Below are 20,023 nucleotides of genomic sequence, written 5' to 3' on the forward strand. Positions count from 1 at the left end.
AGAGAATAATGGCATTTCTGTGATTTCATTTTAAGCAATATTTAGCAACGACTTCTGCACCAGCTTTTGCTGCAACTAATAATGCCCGTTCATCAATATCAAACTTTGGATGATGATTCATATAAGGTACATCTATATACGTTGGTTGGCAGCCAATATAATAAAATGTGGAAGGCTTTGCGAGTGCATAATAGGCAAAGTCCTCGGATCCAGAGAATAAAGGTGCTTCTTCGACGGCAATGATTTCTTCCTGTACCGAAGCTTCCAATGTTTCCACAACAAAGTTTGTCAGGTCTTCATCGTTTACTAACGGCGGATAATCCTTTTCGTATTCGAGCGTACAAGTAACACCAAACTGTACTTCCAAACCATTTACTAAACGTTTGATTTCCTTCTCAATCGTAGTGTGAACCACGTCGTTCATATATCGAACATCACCTTCAAGTGTTACCGCATCTTTAATAACATTAAACGTACCTTTCCCATCAAAGGAACCGATTGTCACGACACCCATATCATAGGGGTTTAACCGTCTGCTAATAACCGTTTGTACTGTCGTTACAAAATTTGCGGCGGCAACAATTGCATCATTTGCGAGGTGAGGGGACGAACCATGCCCTCCTGTACCATGGATGACCAGTTTGAAAAATGAGCGGCCGGCCATTGCAGCACCAGCACGATAGCCGATATGTCCAACTTTAAATGTTGGAAATAAATGTGCTCCGACAATAATTTCACAGTCATCGAGCAAACCGGAAGCCATCATACTTTTCGCACCACCAGGGGGTTTTTCCTCTGCATGCTGATGAATAATTTTTACTGTTCCGTGCAATTCTTCTTTTAATTGAATAAGGCAGTCCGCTAAAACAAGCAAATACGCGGTATGACCATCATGCCCGCAAGCATGCATGACACCCGGGTTTTTCGATTTGAATGGGACATCAGTTTCTTCTTCAATCGGTAAAGCATCAAAATCGGCACGTATCCCGATGACAGGACCTGGATAAAGGCCTTGAATTTCTACAATAATTCCGTAGCCATTGCCAACATTACGATGTATTTTTACGTCTTTATTTTCATAGAAATCCATAATATACTGAGCCGTTTGCTGTTCTTCAAAGGAGAGTTCCGGATGTTCGTGCAGATGACGGCGGATTGCAATCATCTCATCATTCCGCGCTGCTAACATACCCATTAACTGTTGTTTAATTGTCATGATGCTTGTTCACTCGCTTTCATTTTTTCTAGTATTACGGCAAAGAGTACTGTTCCTGCAATACAAATAAATGTTTGGAACGACGGCGGAATAGGGCCAAGCGCTGCGAAAATACCTAATCCTATTGCACCGATTCCCCAAACAGGTTTTTTTAAGGCAAACTGCGCAAGTACTCCCCCAAATATAGCCGGCAATACAAAGCTGAAGCTCGCGCGGATTGACTCTGGCAATGCATTAATTAAGTAAGAACCACCTAAAATAACAGCAATTAGCATTGTTGTATTCACAATCGAAGCAGCAGAAATTGCTAACGTCGCTGTAACTTCACCTTTGCGCGTCCCTGGCTCTGCTTTCACGATGGATTGTGCAATAGATGCGCTAGGTAAGCACATATTTCCGATATTACCTGTTAGAAAGGCCAAATACGTACCCGACACACCTAAAATAGGGTAGTAGCTAATTGGCTCGACAAACCAGATAATTCCTACAACGGCCCCGTAACTTAAAAATCCTGTTAAAATAACAGACCAACCTGGATGATACCCTAGACCGAATGATAAATAGAGGGGGAGGGCAATCGTACAAATGATGACACCCCAAATAGTAAGACGTCCCCAGAAATGTGCTTGACTATGAAACGTTGCAAAGTTTTCTTCGCTTTTTGCAGGTGAAGCAGCTGTTGTGTGACGCTCTAAAACGACCATGTTAATCATCCTCTTTCGTTTAAATTAAGAAATACCCGACGCTCATACCGACTAAAATAACTAATCCTAATGACCATTCACGAAGCCAATTTAGGTTGAAACGTTTTGCTGCCCACATAATAGCAGGCATTACAATTAAAGCGATTATAAAAATAATTGTTTCATTCATCCCTTTTGCAATCTGGCCGCCACCAAAGTATCCGAAAGCCCCAATCATTGCTGCAGTCGAAATAACACTTAACCATTTTGCCCGGTTGCCGCCACCGCTCGTTAATTTACCCTGAAGACGACCAAGAGATTTCGTGAACAACGCTGTAACAATCAACCATCCCATGCCGCCTAAACACATTGTCCAAACTGCTGCTGTAAATGCTTGTGCTGAAAAGCTTTTGTCATTTAACTGTTCACCTGCCGCTTCTGCCCCAAGACTCGCTCCTACTGTTTCGATTGGTGCTGACCCTACAATACCAATTCGCATCATTGTCGTTGGTTCACCAATTAAAGTAATTAAAGAGATGGCCACGATGATAATGGCAAATGAAGGACCTAGTGAGCTAATTGCCCCTGTTCGTATGATTGAAGTGACTTCCTTATTTGTTAAACCTACTTCCGGTGCTACTTTCTTTGAAATACGTATAAAGACAATGGCCTGGAAAATCACGATGAGTACAACGACAAACGCTATAACCCATAAAACCGGATGATCCATAATTTCTGATGCTAAGTTCAATAAAACCCCTCCTCTAAATTGGCGAACAATTCAGTTTTTTTACACTATACTTTGTTTTCATATTGCGAAACAATGGTTAATCCTCTATATTTATAATTAAAATTATGGAATATTCTATATATTTCAGAAAGAGGTGAATGTCTATGTCAGATGGACAAGGAGCAATTCTACGTCAATTAACACTTTCAAATAAACAGTTATCTATCCTCGTGGAAAGTATTCGGACAATCACTTCCAAACTCCATATTGATGAAGTATTACATACGATTATGCGACATGCACTGAATGTCATTCCGGAAGCGGATGCAGGGTATTTAATGCTTTTTGATGAACAGAAACAATGTCTAATTCCTAAAACCTATCTTCATTTCCCGCCGATTATTGAACAATTTCAAACAAAGCCAAATGAGGCCATTACGGGTCGTGTATTTGTGACAGGAATAGGTGAGTTCTTTAATAGTTACGATGAAATTATGGAAGCTATGTACCATCAAAATGTAAGCCCTCAAAATTTACAAACGATACTAAAGAGCGTACATATACCGCAAGCAGCTCTTTGTGTACCGATAACCGTTGATGCTAAGCCAATCGGCATTATGATCCTTCACCAACTTCAAAAGAAAAGAGACCTCACACAAGAAGATCTATTATTTTTTCAAGCCTTTGCCGATCAGGTAGGGGTGGCAATCCAAAAAGCCCAGTATTATGAACAGATGATTGAAAAAGTAAAAGAAGCGCATGAATTATCTCTGGCACTAGAGACAAAACATGCCCTTCTTAAACAGCGCTATGATGTGCATGCTACATTAAATCAATTGCTCTTGCAAAATGAACCAATACCCGTCATTTTAAATGAACTGCAAAACCTAACCCAATTACAAATAGGTTTTTATGATGCATATGATGATGTATTTTTAGAAGATGATCTGTTGATTCCCCATCACTCAAAAATTAAAATCAAAAAACAATTATTTTTAAAAATGAAGCCATTTGAGTACAGGCTTAAAAATGACCGCAGCTTTATTGTTTATCCTCTCTATAATTTGGATATTTGTTTAGGGAGCATGATTATAGAACAGAAAGGCATCATTTCCTATAAAGAACAGCAAACACTGGAGCAGGGAGCCAATATTTTAACACTGCAAATTTTACGCAATAAAAATGTTCTGGAGCTTCATAACAAACGAATCCAGGAAACATTCCAGCAGATTGTCGATGAACCTAATCAAAAATCAGTGGCTACTAGGGCATACCAACAGAATCTAGATATGAAGGACTACTACCGAGTATGTATTTTTGAGTTCAAACAAATGGCGGACATGTTATCAATTGATCAATATTTACATCAGTTCATCTCATTGCTGAAGGAACAATTTTCAAGTGAACGGAAGTTACTCTTTTACGAAAAAAACAAAATCATTTTTTTGATCGGAGTGCCGTCACCAACAATACTTTCAACATTAAGCGAAACACTAACGCGTCTTCAAAAAAAGTGGCTATCACAGCATAAACCGCTTTTCCGTTGCGCAATCAGTAAACAATATAAAACCCTTCAGACGGTTTCTACTCTATACGAGGAAGCGCTGCAAACATTGCGTTTTTTACATGTACGTGATGAATGGACCATTACGAGCTACGATAAAATCGGTCTTAACCAGTTGATTTTACAAGTCCCGCCAAAAGATTTAACAAACTTCATTCATGAACAGATCGGTGAGTTATTGACTAAAGCCAATAAAAATCATCTGTATGAAACATTGTTGGGCTATTTCAGATTTAATCGTTCCATTCAACAAACAGCGCAGCATTTACATATCCATACCAACACCCTGTACCAGCGCTTAAACCGGATTGAGCAAATGTTAAATATCTCTTTGCAAATACAGGAGGACGCTTTAAAAATACAGCTAGCGTGTTATTTAAAAGAAAATTATTTAACGCCCGTAGAAAAACGAGAGTAAATACAGAGATGATACTGAGATAATTGTTCTGCTAGAAAATTAATACATCTTAATAAAAATGTGTACTAAAATTTCAAGTGAGTATAAAATAGGACAAGTCAACATTGGTAGCTGAATGTTGCTCATTACGTTGGGCTTACGGTTACGGTTTGCGTAATAGTGTAGGAATGTAGCTTTGTGTTTAGAGGATGTTAGTACAGAACTTTAATAGTTGACGAGGCAGGGCGGTCTACATACAAACAGGAAAAGTTGAAAAAATAGAGGATGTGAAGCAATGGATTGGTTTGGCAATATATTGGGAGAAGTAAATACAATATTATATTCATATGTATTGATAGTTTTATTAGTAGGAACGGGTATATTTTTAACGATCAAGACAAAGTTTATTCAATTTCGATTAATCAAAGAAATGTTTAAACTTATAACAGAAGCAGCGCCTACAGATAAGTCAGGGAAAAAAGGTATATCTTCTTTCCAGGCCTTTACAATATCTGCGGCTTCCCGTATCGGAACAGGTAATATAGCGGGTGTTGCAACAGCAATTGCTCTTGGTGGTCCAGGTGCAATTTTTTGGATGTGGATGATTGCGCTCATCGGTGCGGCATCTGCGCTGATTGAAAGTACATTAGCACAAGTATATAAAGTTAAAGATAGTGGTACTGGGTTGTTTCGTGGTGGTCCTGCTTATTATATGGAAAAAGGTTTAAATAAAAGATGGATGGGCATTCTTTTCGCCGTGGTCATTACGATTACTTATGGCTTTATTTTTAATTCCGTTCAGGCAAATACGATTTCCATTGCCTTTGAAGAGAGTTTTGGTGCCAATCGTTTTGTTGTAGGTTTAGTATTGGCTGCCTTAACAGGGGTTATTGTTTTTGGTGGACTGAAGAGAATCGTAAGTTTTACTCAAATAGTTGTTCCTGTTATGGCAATTTTGTATATTGTAATCGCACTTATTGTTGTATTCCTCAATATTTCCGAAATTCCGGGTGTGTTTCTCCTTATCATAAAGTCTGCCTTTGGATTGGAAGAAGCTTTTGCCGGGATGATCGGTGCGGCGATTATGAATGGAATTAAACGCGGATTATTCTCCAATGAAGCGGGGATTGGGTCAGCACCAAATGCAGCAGCAACAGCAGATGTTTCCCACCCAGTGAAACAAGGATTGATTCAATCGCTTGGTGTATTTATTGACACATTAGTTGTTTGTACTGCAACTGCGGCAATCGTACTATTAGGCGATGCATATATGCTATCCGATGCAACTTCAGTCAATTTAACGCAAGCCTCTTTAGTTGGAAGTTTAGGTGATTGGGCAGGAAGCTTCTTGGCGATTATTGTCTTTATGTTTGCTTTTAGTACAGTTATCGGGAATTACTATTATGGTGAATCAAATATTAGTTTTATAAAAGAGTCAAAAATGGGCTTGTTAGTATTCCGTATTTTTGTCGTACTTTTTGTTATGTTTGGCTCAATTGCAAAAGTACAAATTGTATGGGATTTAGCGGATCTATTTATGGCCTTTATGGCAATCATCAACTTAATTGCGATTCTTCAACTTTGGAAAGTAGCCAAACCGGTTATTAATGATTATTTAAATCAGCGCAAACAAGGCAAAAATCCAGTGTTCTATAAGAAAAACGTACCTAATATAGGGGAAGTGGAATGCTGGGGGGAAGATGAAGAAATAGAAGTACAAGGGAAACGTTAAATATGCCCCACATTAATTGATCGAGCACATAGTGCAGGCTGGGACATAAGTAGAATGACCGTAAATAATAGGAAAACCTTTATTAAGAAACGGATATTGCAAAATTGATTGGAAAGCGTCCCGGAATGGAAATCAATTTTAACGCTCAGCAAAAAAATGCTATTTTTCTCTCTCAGAGAAAAATAGCATTTTTGGGTTATGTCCCGGCCTCTTTCTTACGATTAGTCAAGTGTATTTAATTAATTTCTTTTGTTTTGATGATTTAGTTTTAAGGGTGAGGGGTACCCCTCACCCTTAAAACTAAATTTTCACATGACGAAAAGACCTAACGATTTCTATTTTTTTCGAAAGGTCTGTATGGTATAGTTGAATTACATTTCATTACGATTTCTGAGCTGGTAGTGCGGACTCATAATCGTACATAATGCCACGTGTCAGTAACTGAAATGTCACTTTCAGAAATTTATTGACGCAGGCGATGATCGCAACCTTATGAGGCTTTCTCTGAGGTTGCGTTTTTAATTTATAATAGTAATCCGCAAAATGATTGGGTTTGTCTTTTAACATAAGCATTCCTTGCATCATGAAATATAAAATTTTCCGCAAATGTTTATTGCCACGCTTATTGATACGATCCCGATATTGTGTGTTACCGGATTGATACCGCATGATGTCTATGCCTGCATAAGCGTTTAATTGTTTCGCATTTTGGAAGCGGCGAATATCACCGATTTCACCAATCAGACGACAAGCGGTTGAATCGCCCACACCAGGAATCGAACGGAATACAAGATATTCTTGACGTTCTTTTGATAGCTCTGTCATCTTTTGGACGATTGCTTCTTTCTTCTCTTTTAATTCCGCAATACGAGTGGCGTAATCCTTTACTTGTTCGCATCGAACATCTGACGACTTAATTGCCGGATAACTATTTTGAGCTGCTTCTATTAGCTCCATCGCCTTTTTCTCGGCACGGGTAAGTGATAGATTCTTTTTCGTATTTGATTTCAAACGATTTTTAATGACCGTTTTTGAATGCGACAAAACAAGTGCTGGATGTGGATATAGTTGTACGATATTCAAAAATAAAGCAGAACTTGGCGTAATGAGTTTTTCAAGCTCTGGAAAGCTCATATGTAAAATCGCATGCATACGACTTTTTAATAAAATCATTTCCTCATCGATTTCATCGTAATATCGGGTTAAAGCACGCATTTGTTCATAATAATCATCTTGTATATAAGTTGCTTCACGCTCCATTTTAAAGTGCGTTCTCGCTAATTCATGGGCATCACTTCTATCCGTTTTATGGCGTCGCATTTTCGCCATCTGTAAATTCGCTTCCAGTGGATTCATACGACTGTATGTATAACCATGATTTTTGAAAAACGCTTCAACTGGTTTTGAATAAACACCTGTCGCTTCAAATACAATTTGAGGAGTTTGTCCATCAAGTCTTGAGATTTCTTCAATCCGTTTGTGTAAACGTTCAAAATCAACTCGAGTATGATAGAGTTCTCCTTCAAACTCACATTGACGATAGCCATCGTAAATAACCATCGAACTTTTCCCTTTACTTACATCAAACGCAATGACATGTTTCATATAGTTTCTCCTTTTTAGCCAAATATAGAAGTCTTCACAATACCTTATCGATTCCACTTTCTTATACACGATCTCTTGGACCCAACATACTAAACTGATTCATATAAGGGCGTGAAGTTAGCCGGTTTATTATACGGACTCAGAAATGGTCCCAGAGGCTGGTCGACTTTTCTTCACTTCTACTATAAAAAAATAGTAGCACAAACCATGGCCTTGGTTTGTACTACTAATGTTAGTATGTTTATTTTTAATTATTAAACTATAGTCCTATTTTCTGAATATATAAAGTACTTCAAAAGGATTGTAAACAGTACTTCTTTACAGTAATATTTTATCATTAATGTTTTTGGAGGTACTGATGAAAATTTTTTCGCCGATTATTAAAATGCTCAACAAAATGAAGTATCCAATGAAGTTTTCAGTTATTGGATTTATATTATTAGTTCCATTATTGTTAGTTAGCCTATTTTATTTAAATACGATGAATGATGAGATGAAACAGATCGAGAAAAAAATGGAAGGGGCAACGTACAACACTGTATTAAAAGAGGTTCTGCAATACAGCCAACAAACAAGGGCATTAAATGTCTCTCTTTTAACCGATGCGTCAGTTGCCAAACAGTTGGATGAAGTAACCGAAAAGGTCAATCAAGCGTTTGAAGAAATTGAAGCGTTGGAATCTGAAATGGAATATGACTTTAGTACGAAGGAAGAATTCCAGGCGATTCAAGAAAATTGGAATACGCTACAGCAAACAACTTGGAAGGATTCGGGGCAGATTACTTCACAATATAAAGCCTATATTGAGGGAATTCTAAACCTTATGACCGATGTAACGAATAATTCGGAATTGCTGTTAACTGATTCGAAAGAGATGTTTAATTTAACGTATAATACATTTATCGAATTACCAAAATTAACGGAACAATTTGGGCAAATGCGAGCTTTAGGTGTAAGTACCATTAACAGTAATGCTACAGATGAAGCCCAATTAGAACAATTGAATATGATTTATTTCCCGACACAAAACGCCATTGAAAATATGAATAAAAGCTCGTCGGTCATATTTAATAACCCGGAGTTTGAAGCTGCATTACAACAGCCTTTAAATTTAGTGAAAGAAAGTACAGAAACATATTTTGAAGCAATTGACAGCATTGCAAAGGGTGCAATTTCATCAACCGATTATTCTGATATTGCCACTGCGTCCAACAATACAAACTTTGACTTTTATACAGCAAGTCTAGATGAAATGGAGAAAACTTTACAGCAACATTCTGATAATTTAAAGCAAACGATGATGATCATCTTTATCGCACTTTCAATTATATTTATTGTAGCATTACTCCTGTTTGTCAGCTTATTTTTAGCAATTCGTCAATCTATACAGTTATTGGAAGCGGGTACTACAAAAGTCGCTAGTGGAGATTTGAATGTAAAAGTTACATTAAATACAAATGACGAAATGAAAAATGTAGAAACTGCATTTAATAGCATGACCGTACAATTAAATGAACTCGTTCGAGAAATTACAACAAGTGCCGAACATGTGGCTTCTTCGAGTGAAGAATTAAATGCAAGTGCAGAGGAAGCAACTGCAGCTGTGGAGCATACAACAACTGCGGTCAATCAAATGATGACGGATACAGAAATACAGGAAGTAAGACTAAATGAAAGTGCACAGGCAATGGATGAAATGGTAACAGGGATTGAGCGTATTGCAGAAAATAGTGTACGCATTTCTGCTCTGACAAATGAAACAACGGGCTTTGCCAATGATGGAAATACAACCGTTGAAAAAGCACTGCAGCAAATGGATATAATTAAACAAACTGTCGGGGAATCGAGCGGGAAAATTAACGAATTAAATAAACAATCTACTAAAATCGATTCTATTGTGCGTGTCATTACAGACATTGCGGATCAGACAAATTTACTGGCATTAAACGCTGCTATAGAGGCGGCACGTGCCGGAGAACATGGGAAAGGCTTTGCTGTAGTGGCTGATGAAGTACGTAAACTGGCTGAAGAATCACGCAGTTCTGCTAAGCAAATAGCCGAGCTTATTGAGACGATTCAGATAGATACAACGGACTCTGTAAAAATGATGAGTCTTGTTACGGATAATGTCGATGTCGGTATAAAAGTGACGGAAGAAACCGCATATAAATTTGGTCATATTTTAACAAGTATGCAGACATTGAATCCTCAAATGGAAGAAATATCAGCAACAGCGACGGAATTTTCAGCTCAGGCCGAGCAAGTTGCTTCGGCAATGCAACATCTGTTGGAAATGGCAAAACAAACGAGCGATGCAACAGCGGAAATTGCCTCAACTTCAGAAGAACAATTAGCGATTATGGAAGAAGTATCGTCTTCCTCAAATTCTTTATCAGAAATCGCTGAATCATTACAAGGTTTAGTCATGAGATTTAAGCTATAATTTTTGCACTTACATTAGCAGGTGCGTTTTTAAAGCAGTTTCAATTATAATAGTTGAAGCTGCTTTTAAATTTACATATCTGTCCGGCAGTTAAAAGAAAGGGGGCAAAAATTATGCACTCTATACACAAATTAGGGGAAAGTTTTTGGTACATCACTCCAGTATCGCTGACGGACCGTCCGATTTTAGGGATGGTGGCTGGCAGTAAAAAGACATTAATGATTGATGCGGGGAATTCGGAAGAACATGTGAATTATTTTCTGAATGAACTTAATAATAGGGGGATTTCTACTCCGGATTTAGTTGTGCTAACGCATTGGCATTGGGACCATATTTTTGGTCTTTCCGCATTATCTGATACTGTTTCCATTGCGTCCAAAGAGACGAAAGAGGAAATGGAGAAGCTTATCCCGTTTTCGTGGTCAGATGAAGCGATTGATGCACGAGTAAAGGAAGGCGTGGAAATTGAATTTTGTGCGAAAGCAATTAAGGAAGAATACAAAAATCACCGGAATATCATCATTACTTTGCCGGATATTACATTAGAGAATAGAGCAGAGATAGATCTAGGTGGTGTCACGTGTATCGTACAGCATGTTGGAGGGGATCATGCTGCAGATTCTGTCATTGTGTATATTAAAGAAGAAAAGATTCTGTTCCTTGGGGACTGCATTTATCCGAGAATGTATGCCGAAAAAGTACACTATACAATTAGTGAAACGTTACGAGTATTAGATCTATTGGAAACATTTGATGCAGAAACTTATATCCCTTCGCATCAACAGCCAATGGCAAAAGAAGATTTTGCTCTGGAAGTTGCGATGCTTAGAACGATTGCAAAATATACAGAGGAATGTAATGGGGAGCATCCGGAAATAGTGAAGAAATATGAAGACTATGTAAAAAGAAAACTTACCGAAGATGAATTAGACACGATTTCCGATTTTGTAAATGGATTCTAAATGATCGCTTCAATTAAACAATATAAATGTGAAAAGAACCGCCCAGTTGCTGAAGAACAACTAGGCGGTTTTTGTATTGCTGATTTGACAAAAGTAACAACCTATTTATAATTATAAGTTGTTAGATATTAATTTTTACATATAAACCACTATCGGCAAAACAATCAGAAAGGGAGATTTTATAATGAAATTCATTAGTTTACCAAAGCTAGGATTAATTTTAGTGTTTAGTTTATTACTAGCTGCATGTTCTTCGGAGGTTGACGGTACAGAGAAACAAGCTGTCAATTTAGCTTATGTAGAGTGGGAGACTGAAGTTGCCTCCACTCATGTAGTAGGGCAAGTTCTGGAAGATCTAGGATATAATGTAACTCTCACGCCTTTAGATAATGGGATTATGTGGGAAGCTCTTGCCAATGGAGAAGTTGATGGCATGGTTTCAGCATGGCTACCACAGACGCATGCCCCGCAAGTTGAGAAGTACCAAGGTCTTATAGATGATTTAGGAGAAAACCTGATAGGTGGAAAAATCGGATTAGTAGTCCCAAGCTATATGGATGTGGACTCCATCGAAGATTTAACAGATGAGGCGGGTAAAACGATTACGGGCATTGAACCAGGAGCAAATATAACGGGAACTACGGAAAAGGCATATGAGATATATCCTAACCTTGAAGGGTGGACGGTACTCAGCTCATCTTCAGTAGCAATGGTAGGAGCTCTTAAGCAAGCAATTGAGAACGGCGAAGAAATCATTGTGACAGGCTGGTCTCCTCACTGGAAATTTAACGCATTTGATTTGAAGTACTTAGATGATCCGAAAGGGATGTATGGAACTGAAGAGTATATCGGTACATTTGCACGTAATGGATTTAAAGAGGATAATCCTGGGGCGCATAGTGTTCTCGATAATTTCCACTGGACTCCGGAAGATATAGAAAGTGTTATGATGGATATTATGGAAGGCATGGATCCGAAAGAGGCAGCAAAAAAATGGATTGAAGAAAATGAAGATAAAGTTGCCGAATGGACAAAAGAAGTTTAATAAAGTTCCATGTACCGGGTGCACTAATCCAAATTTAATCTGTCTTAGGATATAAACAAAAACGTGAGTCTCCGTACTAAGGGGTTGCGATTTTTGAAAAGAACCACCTAATTGTTGATGGACAACGAATTAGGTGGTTCTTTTTCTGGATACAATAAGAAAGTGAATTGTAAGTAATTTTTCCTGCTATGCAACGTATTTGAATTTGCCCGATTTTAAGCAAAAAAAATACACCTGCCAAATGCATTGTAAAATATGCCGACACGTGGTAAATTTATATAGATATGCGCGAAAATAAAAATTATGCGTATATTATCCCTTACTATAAGTATATATAAAAATTCTTTATTAGTCAACTCTTAAATACTTTCAAGGAGTGAATGTTATGAAAGCAGATTTCCTGAACGAACAAAAGCGGTTAAATAGTGTTGTGAGTGTAATTAATGATCAAACACATCAACTCGAATCAGAAACATTAAAGCTCCGAAATGAAGTAGTAAATACCCGAAAGCATTTTTGGGATGAGATTAAAGTGAATACGGATTCGTTTGATGACTTTTTGGAAACCGTTATTAACTTAAGACAAGAAGCGCAGGCATTAGCTGTTGGCGAAAGTACGCATCATCACGCATCCAAAAGATTAGCTGTCTTGCATCGGATGAAGTCAGTCCCCTATTTTGGACGGATTGATTTTCTTGAAGAAGGTTTTTCAGAACAGGAGAAAATTTATATTGGTATTTCATCCTTGATGGATGCAAGTGGGGAGGACTTTCTCATTTATGACTGGAGAGCCCCGATTTCAAGCGTCTATTATGATTATGAGCCGGGTCCTGCACAGTATACAACGCCTGGGGGCAAGGTTTACGGCGAGCTCGAGAAAAAGTGGCAATACGTTATTCGTGACGGAAAACTGCAATTCATGTTTGATACAAGTCTCACGATTGGTGACGAAATTTTACAGAAGGTGCTTGGAAAAGGCGCGGATAAGTATATGCAAAGTATCGTAGCAACGATTCAAAAAGATCAAAACCGTATTATTCGCCATGATCAAGGGCGTATGCTCATTGTGCACGGTGCAGCAGGAAGTGGTAAAACTTCGGCTGCATTACAAAGAATCGCATTTCTTCTGTATAAATACCGGGATCGTATAAAAGCTGATCAAATTATATTATTTTCACCGAATGCGATGTTTAATAGCTACGTTTCCAACGTACTTCCGGAGCTTGGGGAAGAAAATATGCAGCAAGTTACATTTCAGGAATATTTGGATCACCGCCTAAGTAAAGATTTCCACTTGGAAAATCCATTTCATCAACTGGAATATGTGCTGACTGCAGCAAATAGCCCTTCGTATAGCGCAAGGATTAAAGGAATTCAATTTAAAGCATCTGTTAAATATGTTGAGGCGATTAAACTATACCGAGAAACTTTGGAGAAGTCGGACCTGCTATTTAAAGATGTAAAGTTCAGAGGGAAAACAATCATTTCGGCTCAGCAATTGTCGGAGAAGTTTTATGGGGATCATATTTCACTGAGTTTCCAAAGCAGACTTGAAAAACTGAAAGACTGGCTAATGAATAAAATAAAAGAAGTAGAAAAAATAGAACGTTCTCAGCCATGGGCAGAGGAGGAAATTGAGTTACTGAGCGATGAGACGTACCACAAAATTCATAAATATTTAGCGAAGAAAAATGGCTTTGAACGAGAGGAGCAGGCAGACTATGAAATGGATCATGACGCGCTTATTCAAGTAATTGTCCGCCTGAAAATGAAGGTAGTAAGAAAACAAATTCAAACACTGGACTTTATCGATTTAGAAGGGATCTATAAGCAGCTATTTACAGATCCATTACTGATGCAACAGCAATTAAAAGTAGAAGTACCGGATGAGTGGGAAGCGATATGTGATGATACACTTCAAACGATGGAATCAGGAACGCTGTATTATGAAGATGCGACACCATTCCTGTTTTTGCAGGAATTGATTCAAGGTTTTCAAACGAACCGTTCGATCAAGCATATTCTCATTGATGAAGCACAGGATTATTCGCCGTTTCAATTTGAATTTCTGAAGCGTTTATTCCCATCTGCCAAAATGACGGTGCTAGGTGACTTCAATCAGGCAATTTTTGCTCATGCGAGTGGAGTAGCAGATTTTCAAATGCTAAACCATCTCTATGGGGAAGAAGAGACGGAAGTGATCGACATGACCCGAAGTTATCGTTCGACGAAGCCGATTATTGAATTTACAAGAAGTCTCATTGCTAATGGAGAAGAGATCATTCCGTTTGACCGTGGTGGTGAGCTGCCGGTATTAAACCAAGTGGAAAATCATACACAATTGCACGAGCGCATTATGTCCAGCATTTCGAAGTTGCAAAGTGAAGGCTATGGCAGTATCGCAGTCATTTGTAAATCAGCAGAAGAAAGTAGGACAGCATTTGAGACGTTAAATAAAATTGACGGAATTAAGCTGATAAAAAGTGGTACAGCAGAATTTGAGCAAGGAGTTGTCGTCATTCCTTCATATTTAGCGAAGGGAATCGAATTTGAAGCGGTCATCATTTACGACGCATCCGAACACGTATATGGAGATGAAAGTTTACGGAGAATTTTTTATACAGCCTGCACAAGAGCAATGCACGTGCTGCAATTGTACAGTGTAGGGAAACCGAGTCCTTTTATACGAAAGGCTTTGGAAGAGAACCTCGTACAACTTGAGTTGAATTCAGAGAGCATTAGGTAAACACAGCTGTTTCATTAAATCCTTAAGAAAACGGAGTCCGGGAGCGTATCGGACTCCGTTTTAATTTTGGACCATTTTATTTCCAACACTATTTCTCCTAATACGTATAGCGTGCTACTTGCTCACCATCAATAACAAGACCGTCTATTTCCCGGAAGCCCATTTTTTCATAGATACGCTTTGCATGATCATTGTCAGGTTCATAGGAAAGGGTAATCGTTTGATGGTGAGGTTCTTTTAATGTTTGAATATCCTCTATGACGAGCTGAACTGCCTCTTTGCCGTAACCATTCCCCTGATATTTTTGGTCGATCATCATACGGTAAATCCAGTACTCATGGTCATCTTCATCCAGACCATAAAGTGTGAACCCGACCATTTCTTGACCATAGTAAATTCCTTTCGCATGGAAATTTTCCAGAAAGTTCAGCTGTGCCAGTGACACCGCATTCGAGGCTACAAACTTTACTTGATCCTCTCGTACTTTGAGCGAAATCGCTTTTATCCAATTGTCTTTTGAAATCGTTTTTAAATGCAGCATTCCTTTTAACCCACTCTCATGTAAAATGACTTGTCGTACTTCCTTACTAACAATTAATACCATAAAAGAAGTTGGAATTGAATGTTGTGTATGACCAAATTTCTTTCAACTAAGATAAATTGGAAAAACTGCTGAAAGTCCCAAAAACCTCTTGTTTATATAACTGAGGGTAAGTGGACATGAAGTTAAGTATGATGAATGCATTGTCCAAAACCGGATAGAGCTCAAATAACAAGCGGTCGCCGTACCGGATGGCTGCCAATGCAAGCGGCAGTTCGCGCCGGAATACTTCATACCGCCGCATAGCTGTATCGAAATCCTGATTTTCTTTATTAATTAATATATAGGCGCTGTAATACAAATAATGTCCATCTGCTTTCCATTCACCGAGCACTTCATCTCTAAGTTGGGGATTTACTTTGTTCCAAGCGAACTTTGTCCCGATTGTTAAAAATAAATCTCCTGTATCATCTGAATGGGTCAGAGTGTGATGTCTAGAAATAATAGGTTCCGTTACTGTTACACCTTCCCTGTATTCAACAAACAGTCTTTCCGGATTGAAATTGCTCATGTCATAGCTCCAATCATTTTCTTTATTCATATGCATTTTTCTGTTGGAGGTGAAGGGGAATACAATGAACAATTAACGTTTTACCGCTTATTTCAAATGTCTATATTACGAAAAACCATGAACATATACTAGGGTAGAGGTCAAACTTAGTAGGAGGTGAAAATATATGCCATTTTATGGGCAAAATTCTAGAGCGGGAATGTTTCCGCCAAATGGACAGCAATTTGGTCCTCCACCGCAAATGGGAAGACAGCAGATGGGAATGCCTCGTCCCAATGAATTCGCAAGACCGAGGGAAGCCTTTTATCCACCATATCCGGTGAATCCGAGACAGGGGCAACAGCAGAACAATTTTTATCCGCCACAGCCACAGCAGCAGCAAGGTTCTCGCTTTAGCGGTCTATCTGATAACTTAAATACAATGATGGGCCATGTAGGGACAATAACGAATGGAATTAATACAATGAGACAAGTAGGCGCAATGCTGAATCTCTTTAAATAACAAATAGATAAGAAAGAATATCAATTTAGCCTATCAATTATTATTATTGATAAGCTTTTTTGTTTCTGTACATAAAAACGCTAACCAACGGCGGCCATACAGCTTCGAATAACGAAATCCCTACAGTTGAGTAGAAATTATTGACAACTAAAATAATTATATGATAAATTTATCTCGAAATAAAGATATTTTAATTTGAAATAAATTACAAGGAAGAGGTAGCACATTATGAACTTTGAAGAATTAGTAAAATCTCGCCATTCCGCAATGAACTTTATTGAAAATGAACAAATGACAGAAGAGGATTTTAAAAATATATTTGAGCTGACAAAGCTGGCTCCAAGCGCATACAACCTGCAGTTTACGAATTACTTGGTGATTACAGATCAAGAGAAGAAGGAAAGAGTAAAAGAATTAAGCTACAACCAATATAAAATCCATACAGCAAGCGGTGTCGTTATTGTTATGGGAAATAAAAACAGCATTGAAATGCCGGAAGTTGAAAGAATCTACAGTCCACTGAAAATGCTGAAGATGATGGATGAAGTTGAATACGACATGACGATGGAATTGATTAAAGGGTACAGTGACGGCTTAAAGGACAATCCGCATGAATTAAATTTAGAACTGATGCGAAACGCAGGGATTCACGCGATGCTCTTTATGATGAGTGCCAAAAATTACGGTTTTGATACTTGTCCAATGCATGTCCATAATGTTGATGAATTACGAAAAGAGTTCAATATACCAGATCATTTAGAGCCGGTTATGATGATTACGATTGGGAAAAGCGTAGAGAAAGTGCGCGCACGAGGCTACCGTAAACCTGTCGGAGAATTTGTGAATTACAACGGCTATTAGTTAATTAAAATTAGGCGACTGAACATCCGGTAAGGATATTCAGTCGCCTATTATATTATCAGGACTTCATATACCGCTTGGATCTTTTCCTTCTATTAAATTCTCGTGAGGACGCCCGATTGCATAGCCTTGCGCATAATGAACGCCGACTGATTGGATGAATTCATATTCCGCCTTTGTTTCTATACCTTCAGCAATCACTTTTGTCCCCGATTCGATCGCATAATTTAAAATGACTGTTAAAAGCTGCTGCTGTGCTTTGTGCTGATTGATATGTCGAATAAGTGAGCGATCCAGCTTAATAAATTCCGGTTTTAAGTAAATTAATGTTTTTAAACTATTGTAGCCCGAACCAACATCATCAACCGCAATCCGGTAGCCTTGTGACCGGTAGTGGGAAAGTACCCGTGCAAATTCCTCGAAATCTCCGACAGCACTGCGCTCGGTCAGCTCAAATACGACCTGTTCAGGGGATATATTCAATTTTTCCAGTAAAGCTCTCGTTTCACCGCTATGATAATTTTTATCGAGTAAAACATTTGGATGGATATTGATAAACAATGTGAAATCTTTCGTCTTATTGTAATTGAGCCACTTTTTATGATAGCGTACGAGCGAAAGATTGCGGCAAAAACATTCAAACAGAAATACTTTATCCGATCGTCCAACAAATTCATAGAAAATATCGGCTGTCTGAAAAAGCTGCAGCGCAACAGGACGGTTCAATGCTTCAAAACCGAATGTCGTATTGTTATTTACATCATAAATAGGCTGAAAATATGTATTCATTGCCTCTTGCGCAATAATTTTTTTCAATGCTAGTGACCGGGATAGATGGCGGATTATTTTGCTCTTTAACAGAAATCGCTGCATCATTGCCTTGAAGTCGATCAAGTAATTCGGTTTTGAATTTATTATTGTTTTCATGGAATGCTCCTACCTATAGTAATGATTCCTAATTTTAAACAGAAATTGTTTCCGTACTATAAAGCCAGTGTAAAGATTGTTTTTTTAATATAGGTAATGGGTACTTTAATTAAGACTACAAATAGTCCATTTTGTAAGATAAAACGCGGAGAGAGTTGGTAAAAAAGTTCTGAATATGAACAAACGGTGAATATTCTCTATATAAAAGCGGTATATGTTGGTATATTAATAAAAAATTAATGTAACTTTTACAAAAGGGGTGAAGAAGATGAAGATTAATAGCTTGGCACGAGGCTTTAATTCAGAGATGGATGAAAGAAAACGCACCCAACTTCGCAAAGAGGCAGGCGAAGTATATAAAAAGCATGCACAATATACGAATCCAAGTAAAAATCCACTGCTGAAAGTTCTGGAAAACCTGCTTTCCGGTAAAACAGAAAAAGATTTGCTGGAACAGGACAATGCCAATCAGTCCGAAAATCTTCCAGTAGGAAATGACATCACGTATACACAAACACCAACATTGGATAATATGCGTCTAGCATCAGCTGTCCCTTCATCTCAAGACTTACTTACAGCAGCAAATGTTTCAACCTCCATTCCGCAAATGCCGGTAAACACTCAAAATGAACATACAACGCAAGTACAAACCGAGGAAGCAATCTCGTTATTTAACGGAAGTCCTTCCCTAACAATACCGGAAAAGTTCCAACGAAATTTTGTACGTAATCCAGACGAGCAAACAGTATTTGGTCGAGAGTTGGAAAAGCGTTCATTCCAGCGTTCATTCAATTTAGCTGCACAAAAATACAGCACACATATTGCAATGGTGAACAACGGTTACCGTTCAATAGAGGAATCGATTTTTTCTCAGATTGCATGACAATAAACCCGCTCATTTTGGAGTGGGTTTTTTACATTTAAGTAAATTATAAAATTTTTTGAAGCAGCACTTAGAAATCATTCAATGGTATACTATTTCCAAAGTTGAGAATTTGGAGTGGTCTTTTTGGCGAAGAAGCAAGCAAAGACGAATGCAGTTCGTTTAATTGAGCAAAAAAAAATCGCACATGAAATTTTTGAGTATACGATCAACGACGGGGAATCCGTCGATGGACTGACTGTTGCCGGCAAAATCGGTCAACCTGCCCTTCACGTATATAAAACATTGGTCGCCACTGCTGGAAAAGGCAATTATTTCGTTTTCGTCATCCCGGTCAATGCGGAGCTTAATTTAAAGGCCGCCGCAAAAGTAGTAGGGCAAAAGAAAATCGAGATGCTGCCTGTTAAGGAGTTGCTTGGCTTAACCGGCTATATTCGCGGAGGCTGCTCGCCGATCGGGATGAAAAAGCTGTTTCCGACAATTATTGAGGAAGCAGCGGCTGCACTTGATTATATAATTGTGAGTGCCGGCAAAATCGGGATGCAAATCAAGCTTGCACCGGAAGATTTACAAAAGGCAACGAATGGGCAATTTGCATCGATTGTCTCTTTATAA

The 20,023-nt window shown here is 38.3% G+C and carries 17 protein-coding genes; 10 read left to right on the forward strand and 7 right to left on the reverse strand.

What is annotated here, in order from left to right; all coding sequences use genetic code 11:
• Positions 1-25: 25 nt before the first annotated feature.
• From MKZ25_RS02415 to MKZ25_RS02425, 3 genes are read right to left on the reverse strand one after another with little or no spacing between them, the layout of a single operon-like run.
• On the reverse strand, positions 26-1,216 hold the full coding sequence (locus MKZ25_RS02415; RefSeq protein ID WP_340799975.1) for an amidohydrolase: 1,191 nt from the start codon (positions 1,214-1,216) through the stop codon (positions 26-28).
• Entirely contained in the window at positions 1,213-1,920 is a 708-nt protein-coding gene (locus MKZ25_RS02420) for a small-conductance mechanosensitive channel (RefSeq protein ID WP_340799976.1), read from the reverse strand. Before MKZ25_RS02420 ends, MKZ25_RS02415 begins: the two co-directional genes overlap by 4 nt.
• A 19-nt stretch (positions 1,921-1,939) precedes the next feature.
• Positions 1,940-2,650 carry a DUF5058 family protein gene (locus MKZ25_RS02425; RefSeq protein WP_340799977.1) on the reverse strand — a complete coding sequence of 237 codons (711 nt, stop codon included), beginning with the start codon at positions 2,648-2,650 and terminating at the stop codon, positions 1,940-1,942.
• Positions 2,651-2,793: 143 nt separating this feature from the next.
• Between MKZ25_RS02425 and MKZ25_RS02430 the strand changes: the two genes are divergently transcribed.
• Together MKZ25_RS02430 and MKZ25_RS02435 are read left to right on the forward strand one after the other, a co-directional pair.
• On the forward strand, positions 2,794-4,611 hold the full coding sequence (locus MKZ25_RS02430) for a helix-turn-helix domain-containing protein (protein WP_340799978.1): 1,818 nt from the start codon (positions 2,794-2,796) through the stop codon (positions 4,609-4,611).
• Between the two features lie 274 nt (positions 4,612-4,885).
• Positions 4,886-6,322, forward strand: a complete 1,437-nt coding sequence (locus tag MKZ25_RS02435) for an alanine/glycine:cation symporter family protein (RefSeq protein WP_340799979.1) — start codon at positions 4,886-4,888, stop codon at positions 6,320-6,322.
• 381 nt (positions 6,323-6,703) lie between these two features.
• Here the strand turns inward: MKZ25_RS02435 and MKZ25_RS02440 are convergent, their stop codons facing one another.
• Entirely contained in the window at positions 6,704-7,927 is a 1,224-nt protein-coding gene (locus MKZ25_RS02440; RefSeq protein ID WP_340799980.1) for an IS110 family transposase, read from the reverse strand.
• A gap of 358 nt (positions 7,928-8,285) precedes the next feature.
• Here MKZ25_RS02440 and MKZ25_RS02445 point away from each other — a divergent pair, with 358 nt between their 5' ends.
• The 4 genes from MKZ25_RS02445 (at position 8,286) to helD (ending at position 15,123) form a co-directional block, all read left to right on the forward strand.
• Positions 8,286-10,370: a methyl-accepting chemotaxis protein gene (locus MKZ25_RS02445; RefSeq protein ID WP_340799981.1), complete on the forward strand. Its 2,085-nt coding sequence runs from the start codon at positions 8,286-8,288 to the stop codon at positions 10,368-10,370.
• 113 nt (positions 10,371-10,483) lie between these two features.
• The gene (locus MKZ25_RS02450; protein ID WP_340799982.1) at positions 10,484-11,332 is read left to right on the forward strand and encodes an MBL fold metallo-hydrolase; all 849 of its coding nucleotides are present in this window, start codon (positions 10,484-10,486) and stop codon (positions 11,330-11,332) included.
• A 184-nt stretch (positions 11,333-11,516) separates the two neighbouring features.
• Positions 11,517-12,377, forward strand: a complete 861-nt coding sequence (locus MKZ25_RS02455; protein WP_340799983.1) for a glycine betaine ABC transporter substrate-binding protein — start codon at positions 11,517-11,519, stop codon at positions 12,375-12,377.
• 385 nt (positions 12,378-12,762) lie between these two features.
• Positions 12,763-15,123 (forward strand): RNA polymerase recycling motor HelD, encoded by a 2,361-nt coding sequence (gene helD, locus MKZ25_RS02460; protein ID WP_340799984.1) that lies wholly within the window; start codon positions 12,763-12,765, stop codon positions 15,121-15,123.
• A gap of 97 nt (positions 15,124-15,220) precedes the next feature.
• Here helD and MKZ25_RS02465 read toward each other — a convergent pair whose 3' ends face one another.
• Together MKZ25_RS02465 and MKZ25_RS02470 are read right to left on the reverse strand one after the other, a co-directional pair.
• Positions 15,221-15,664: a GNAT family N-acetyltransferase gene (locus tag MKZ25_RS02465; protein ID WP_340799985.1), complete on the reverse strand. Its 444-nt coding sequence runs from the start codon at positions 15,662-15,664 to the stop codon at positions 15,221-15,223.
• A 109-nt stretch (positions 15,665-15,773) separates the two neighbouring features.
• Positions 15,774-16,235 carry a staygreen family protein gene (locus MKZ25_RS02470; protein ID WP_340799986.1) on the reverse strand — a complete coding sequence of 154 codons (462 nt, stop codon included), beginning with the start codon at positions 16,233-16,235 and terminating at the stop codon, positions 15,774-15,776.
• Between the two features lie 166 nt (positions 16,236-16,401).
• On the opposite strand from MKZ25_RS02470, the gene MKZ25_RS02475 reads away from it, so the two are divergent.
• Both MKZ25_RS02475 and MKZ25_RS02480 read left to right on the forward strand, forming a co-directional pair.
• Complete coding sequence (locus MKZ25_RS02475; protein ID WP_340799987.1) at positions 16,402-16,737, forward strand: hypothetical protein; 336 nt, start codon at positions 16,402-16,404, stop codon at positions 16,735-16,737.
• A gap of 228 nt (positions 16,738-16,965) precedes the next feature.
• Positions 16,966-17,598 carry a nitroreductase family protein gene (locus tag MKZ25_RS02480; RefSeq protein WP_340799988.1) on the forward strand — a complete coding sequence of 211 codons (633 nt, stop codon included), beginning with the start codon at positions 16,966-16,968 and terminating at the stop codon, positions 17,596-17,598.
• Positions 17,599-17,664: 66 nt separating this feature from the next.
• Here MKZ25_RS02480 and MKZ25_RS02485 read toward each other — a convergent pair whose 3' ends face one another.
• The gene (locus MKZ25_RS02485) at positions 17,665-18,525 is read right to left on the reverse strand and encodes an EAL domain-containing protein (RefSeq protein ID WP_340799989.1); all 861 of its coding nucleotides are present in this window, start codon (positions 18,523-18,525) and stop codon (positions 17,665-17,667) included.
• Between the two features lie 268 nt (positions 18,526-18,793).
• Between MKZ25_RS02485 and MKZ25_RS02490 the strand changes: the two genes are divergently transcribed.
• Positions 18,794-19,408, forward strand: a complete 615-nt coding sequence (locus MKZ25_RS02490) for a hypothetical protein (protein ID WP_340799990.1) — start codon at positions 18,794-18,796, stop codon at positions 19,406-19,408.
• Positions 19,409-19,534: 126 nt separating this feature from the next.
• Positions 19,535-20,023 (forward strand): Cys-tRNA(Pro) deacylase, encoded by a 489-nt coding sequence (gene ybaK, locus MKZ25_RS02495; RefSeq protein ID WP_340799991.1) that lies wholly within the window; start codon positions 19,535-19,537, stop codon positions 20,021-20,023.

Origin of the sequence: Solibacillus sp. FSL W7-1464 (genome assembly GCF_038004425.1) — a bacterium.
In the GTDB taxonomy this organism is placed as follows: domain Bacteria; phylum Bacillota; class Bacilli; order Bacillales_A; family Planococcaceae; genus Solibacillus.

What these genes read in the sequence shown, in the direction of transcription:
- MKZ25_RS02475 (WP_340799987.1), top strand. Translation starts at nt 16,402, where the DNA reads ATGCCATTTTATGGGCAAAATTCTAGAGCGGGAATGTTTCCGCCAAAT.
- MKZ25_RS02455 (WP_340799983.1), top strand. Translation starts at nt 11,517, where the DNA reads ATGAAATTCATTAGTTTACCAAAGCTAGGATTAATTTTAGTGTTTAGT.
- MKZ25_RS02485 (WP_340799989.1), bottom strand. Translation starts at nt 18,525, where the DNA reads ATGAAAACAATAATAAATTCAAAACCGAATTACTTGATCGACTTCAAG.
- MKZ25_RS02470 (WP_340799986.1), bottom strand. Translation starts at nt 16,235, where the DNA reads ATGAGCAATTTCAATCCGGAAAGACTGTTTGTTGAATACAGGGAAGGT.
- MKZ25_RS02490 (WP_340799990.1), top strand. Translation starts at nt 18,794, where the DNA reads ATGAAGATTAATAGCTTGGCACGAGGCTTTAATTCAGAGATGGATGAA.
- MKZ25_RS02415 (WP_340799975.1), bottom strand. Translation starts at nt 1,216, where the DNA reads ATGACAATTAAACAACAGTTAATGGGTATGTTAGCAGCGCGGAATGAT.
- MKZ25_RS02450 (WP_340799982.1), top strand. Translation starts at nt 10,484, where the DNA reads ATGCACTCTATACACAAATTAGGGGAAAGTTTTTGGTACATCACTCCA.
- MKZ25_RS02465 (WP_340799985.1), bottom strand. Translation starts at nt 15,664, where the DNA reads ATGCTGCATTTAAAAACGATTTCAAAAGACAATTGGATAAAAGCGATT.
- MKZ25_RS02435 (WP_340799979.1), top strand. Translation starts at nt 4,886, where the DNA reads ATGGATTGGTTTGGCAATATATTGGGAGAAGTAAATACAATATTATAT.
- MKZ25_RS02480 (WP_340799988.1), top strand. Translation starts at nt 16,966, where the DNA reads ATGAACTTTGAAGAATTAGTAAAATCTCGCCATTCCGCAATGAACTTT.
- MKZ25_RS02430 (WP_340799978.1), top strand. Translation starts at nt 2,794, where the DNA reads ATGTCAGATGGACAAGGAGCAATTCTACGTCAATTAACACTTTCAAAT.
- MKZ25_RS02440 (WP_340799980.1), bottom strand. Translation starts at nt 7,927, where the DNA reads ATGAAACATGTCATTGCGTTTGATGTAAGTAAAGGGAAAAGTTCGATG.
- helD (WP_340799984.1), top strand. Translation starts at nt 12,763, where the DNA reads ATGAAAGCAGATTTCCTGAACGAACAAAAGCGGTTAAATAGTGTTGTG.
- MKZ25_RS02445 (WP_340799981.1), top strand. Translation starts at nt 8,286, where the DNA reads ATGAAAATTTTTTCGCCGATTATTAAAATGCTCAACAAAATGAAGTAT.
- MKZ25_RS02420 (WP_340799976.1), bottom strand. Translation starts at nt 1,920, where the DNA reads ATGGTCGTTTTAGAGCGTCACACAACAGCTGCTTCACCTGCAAAAAGC.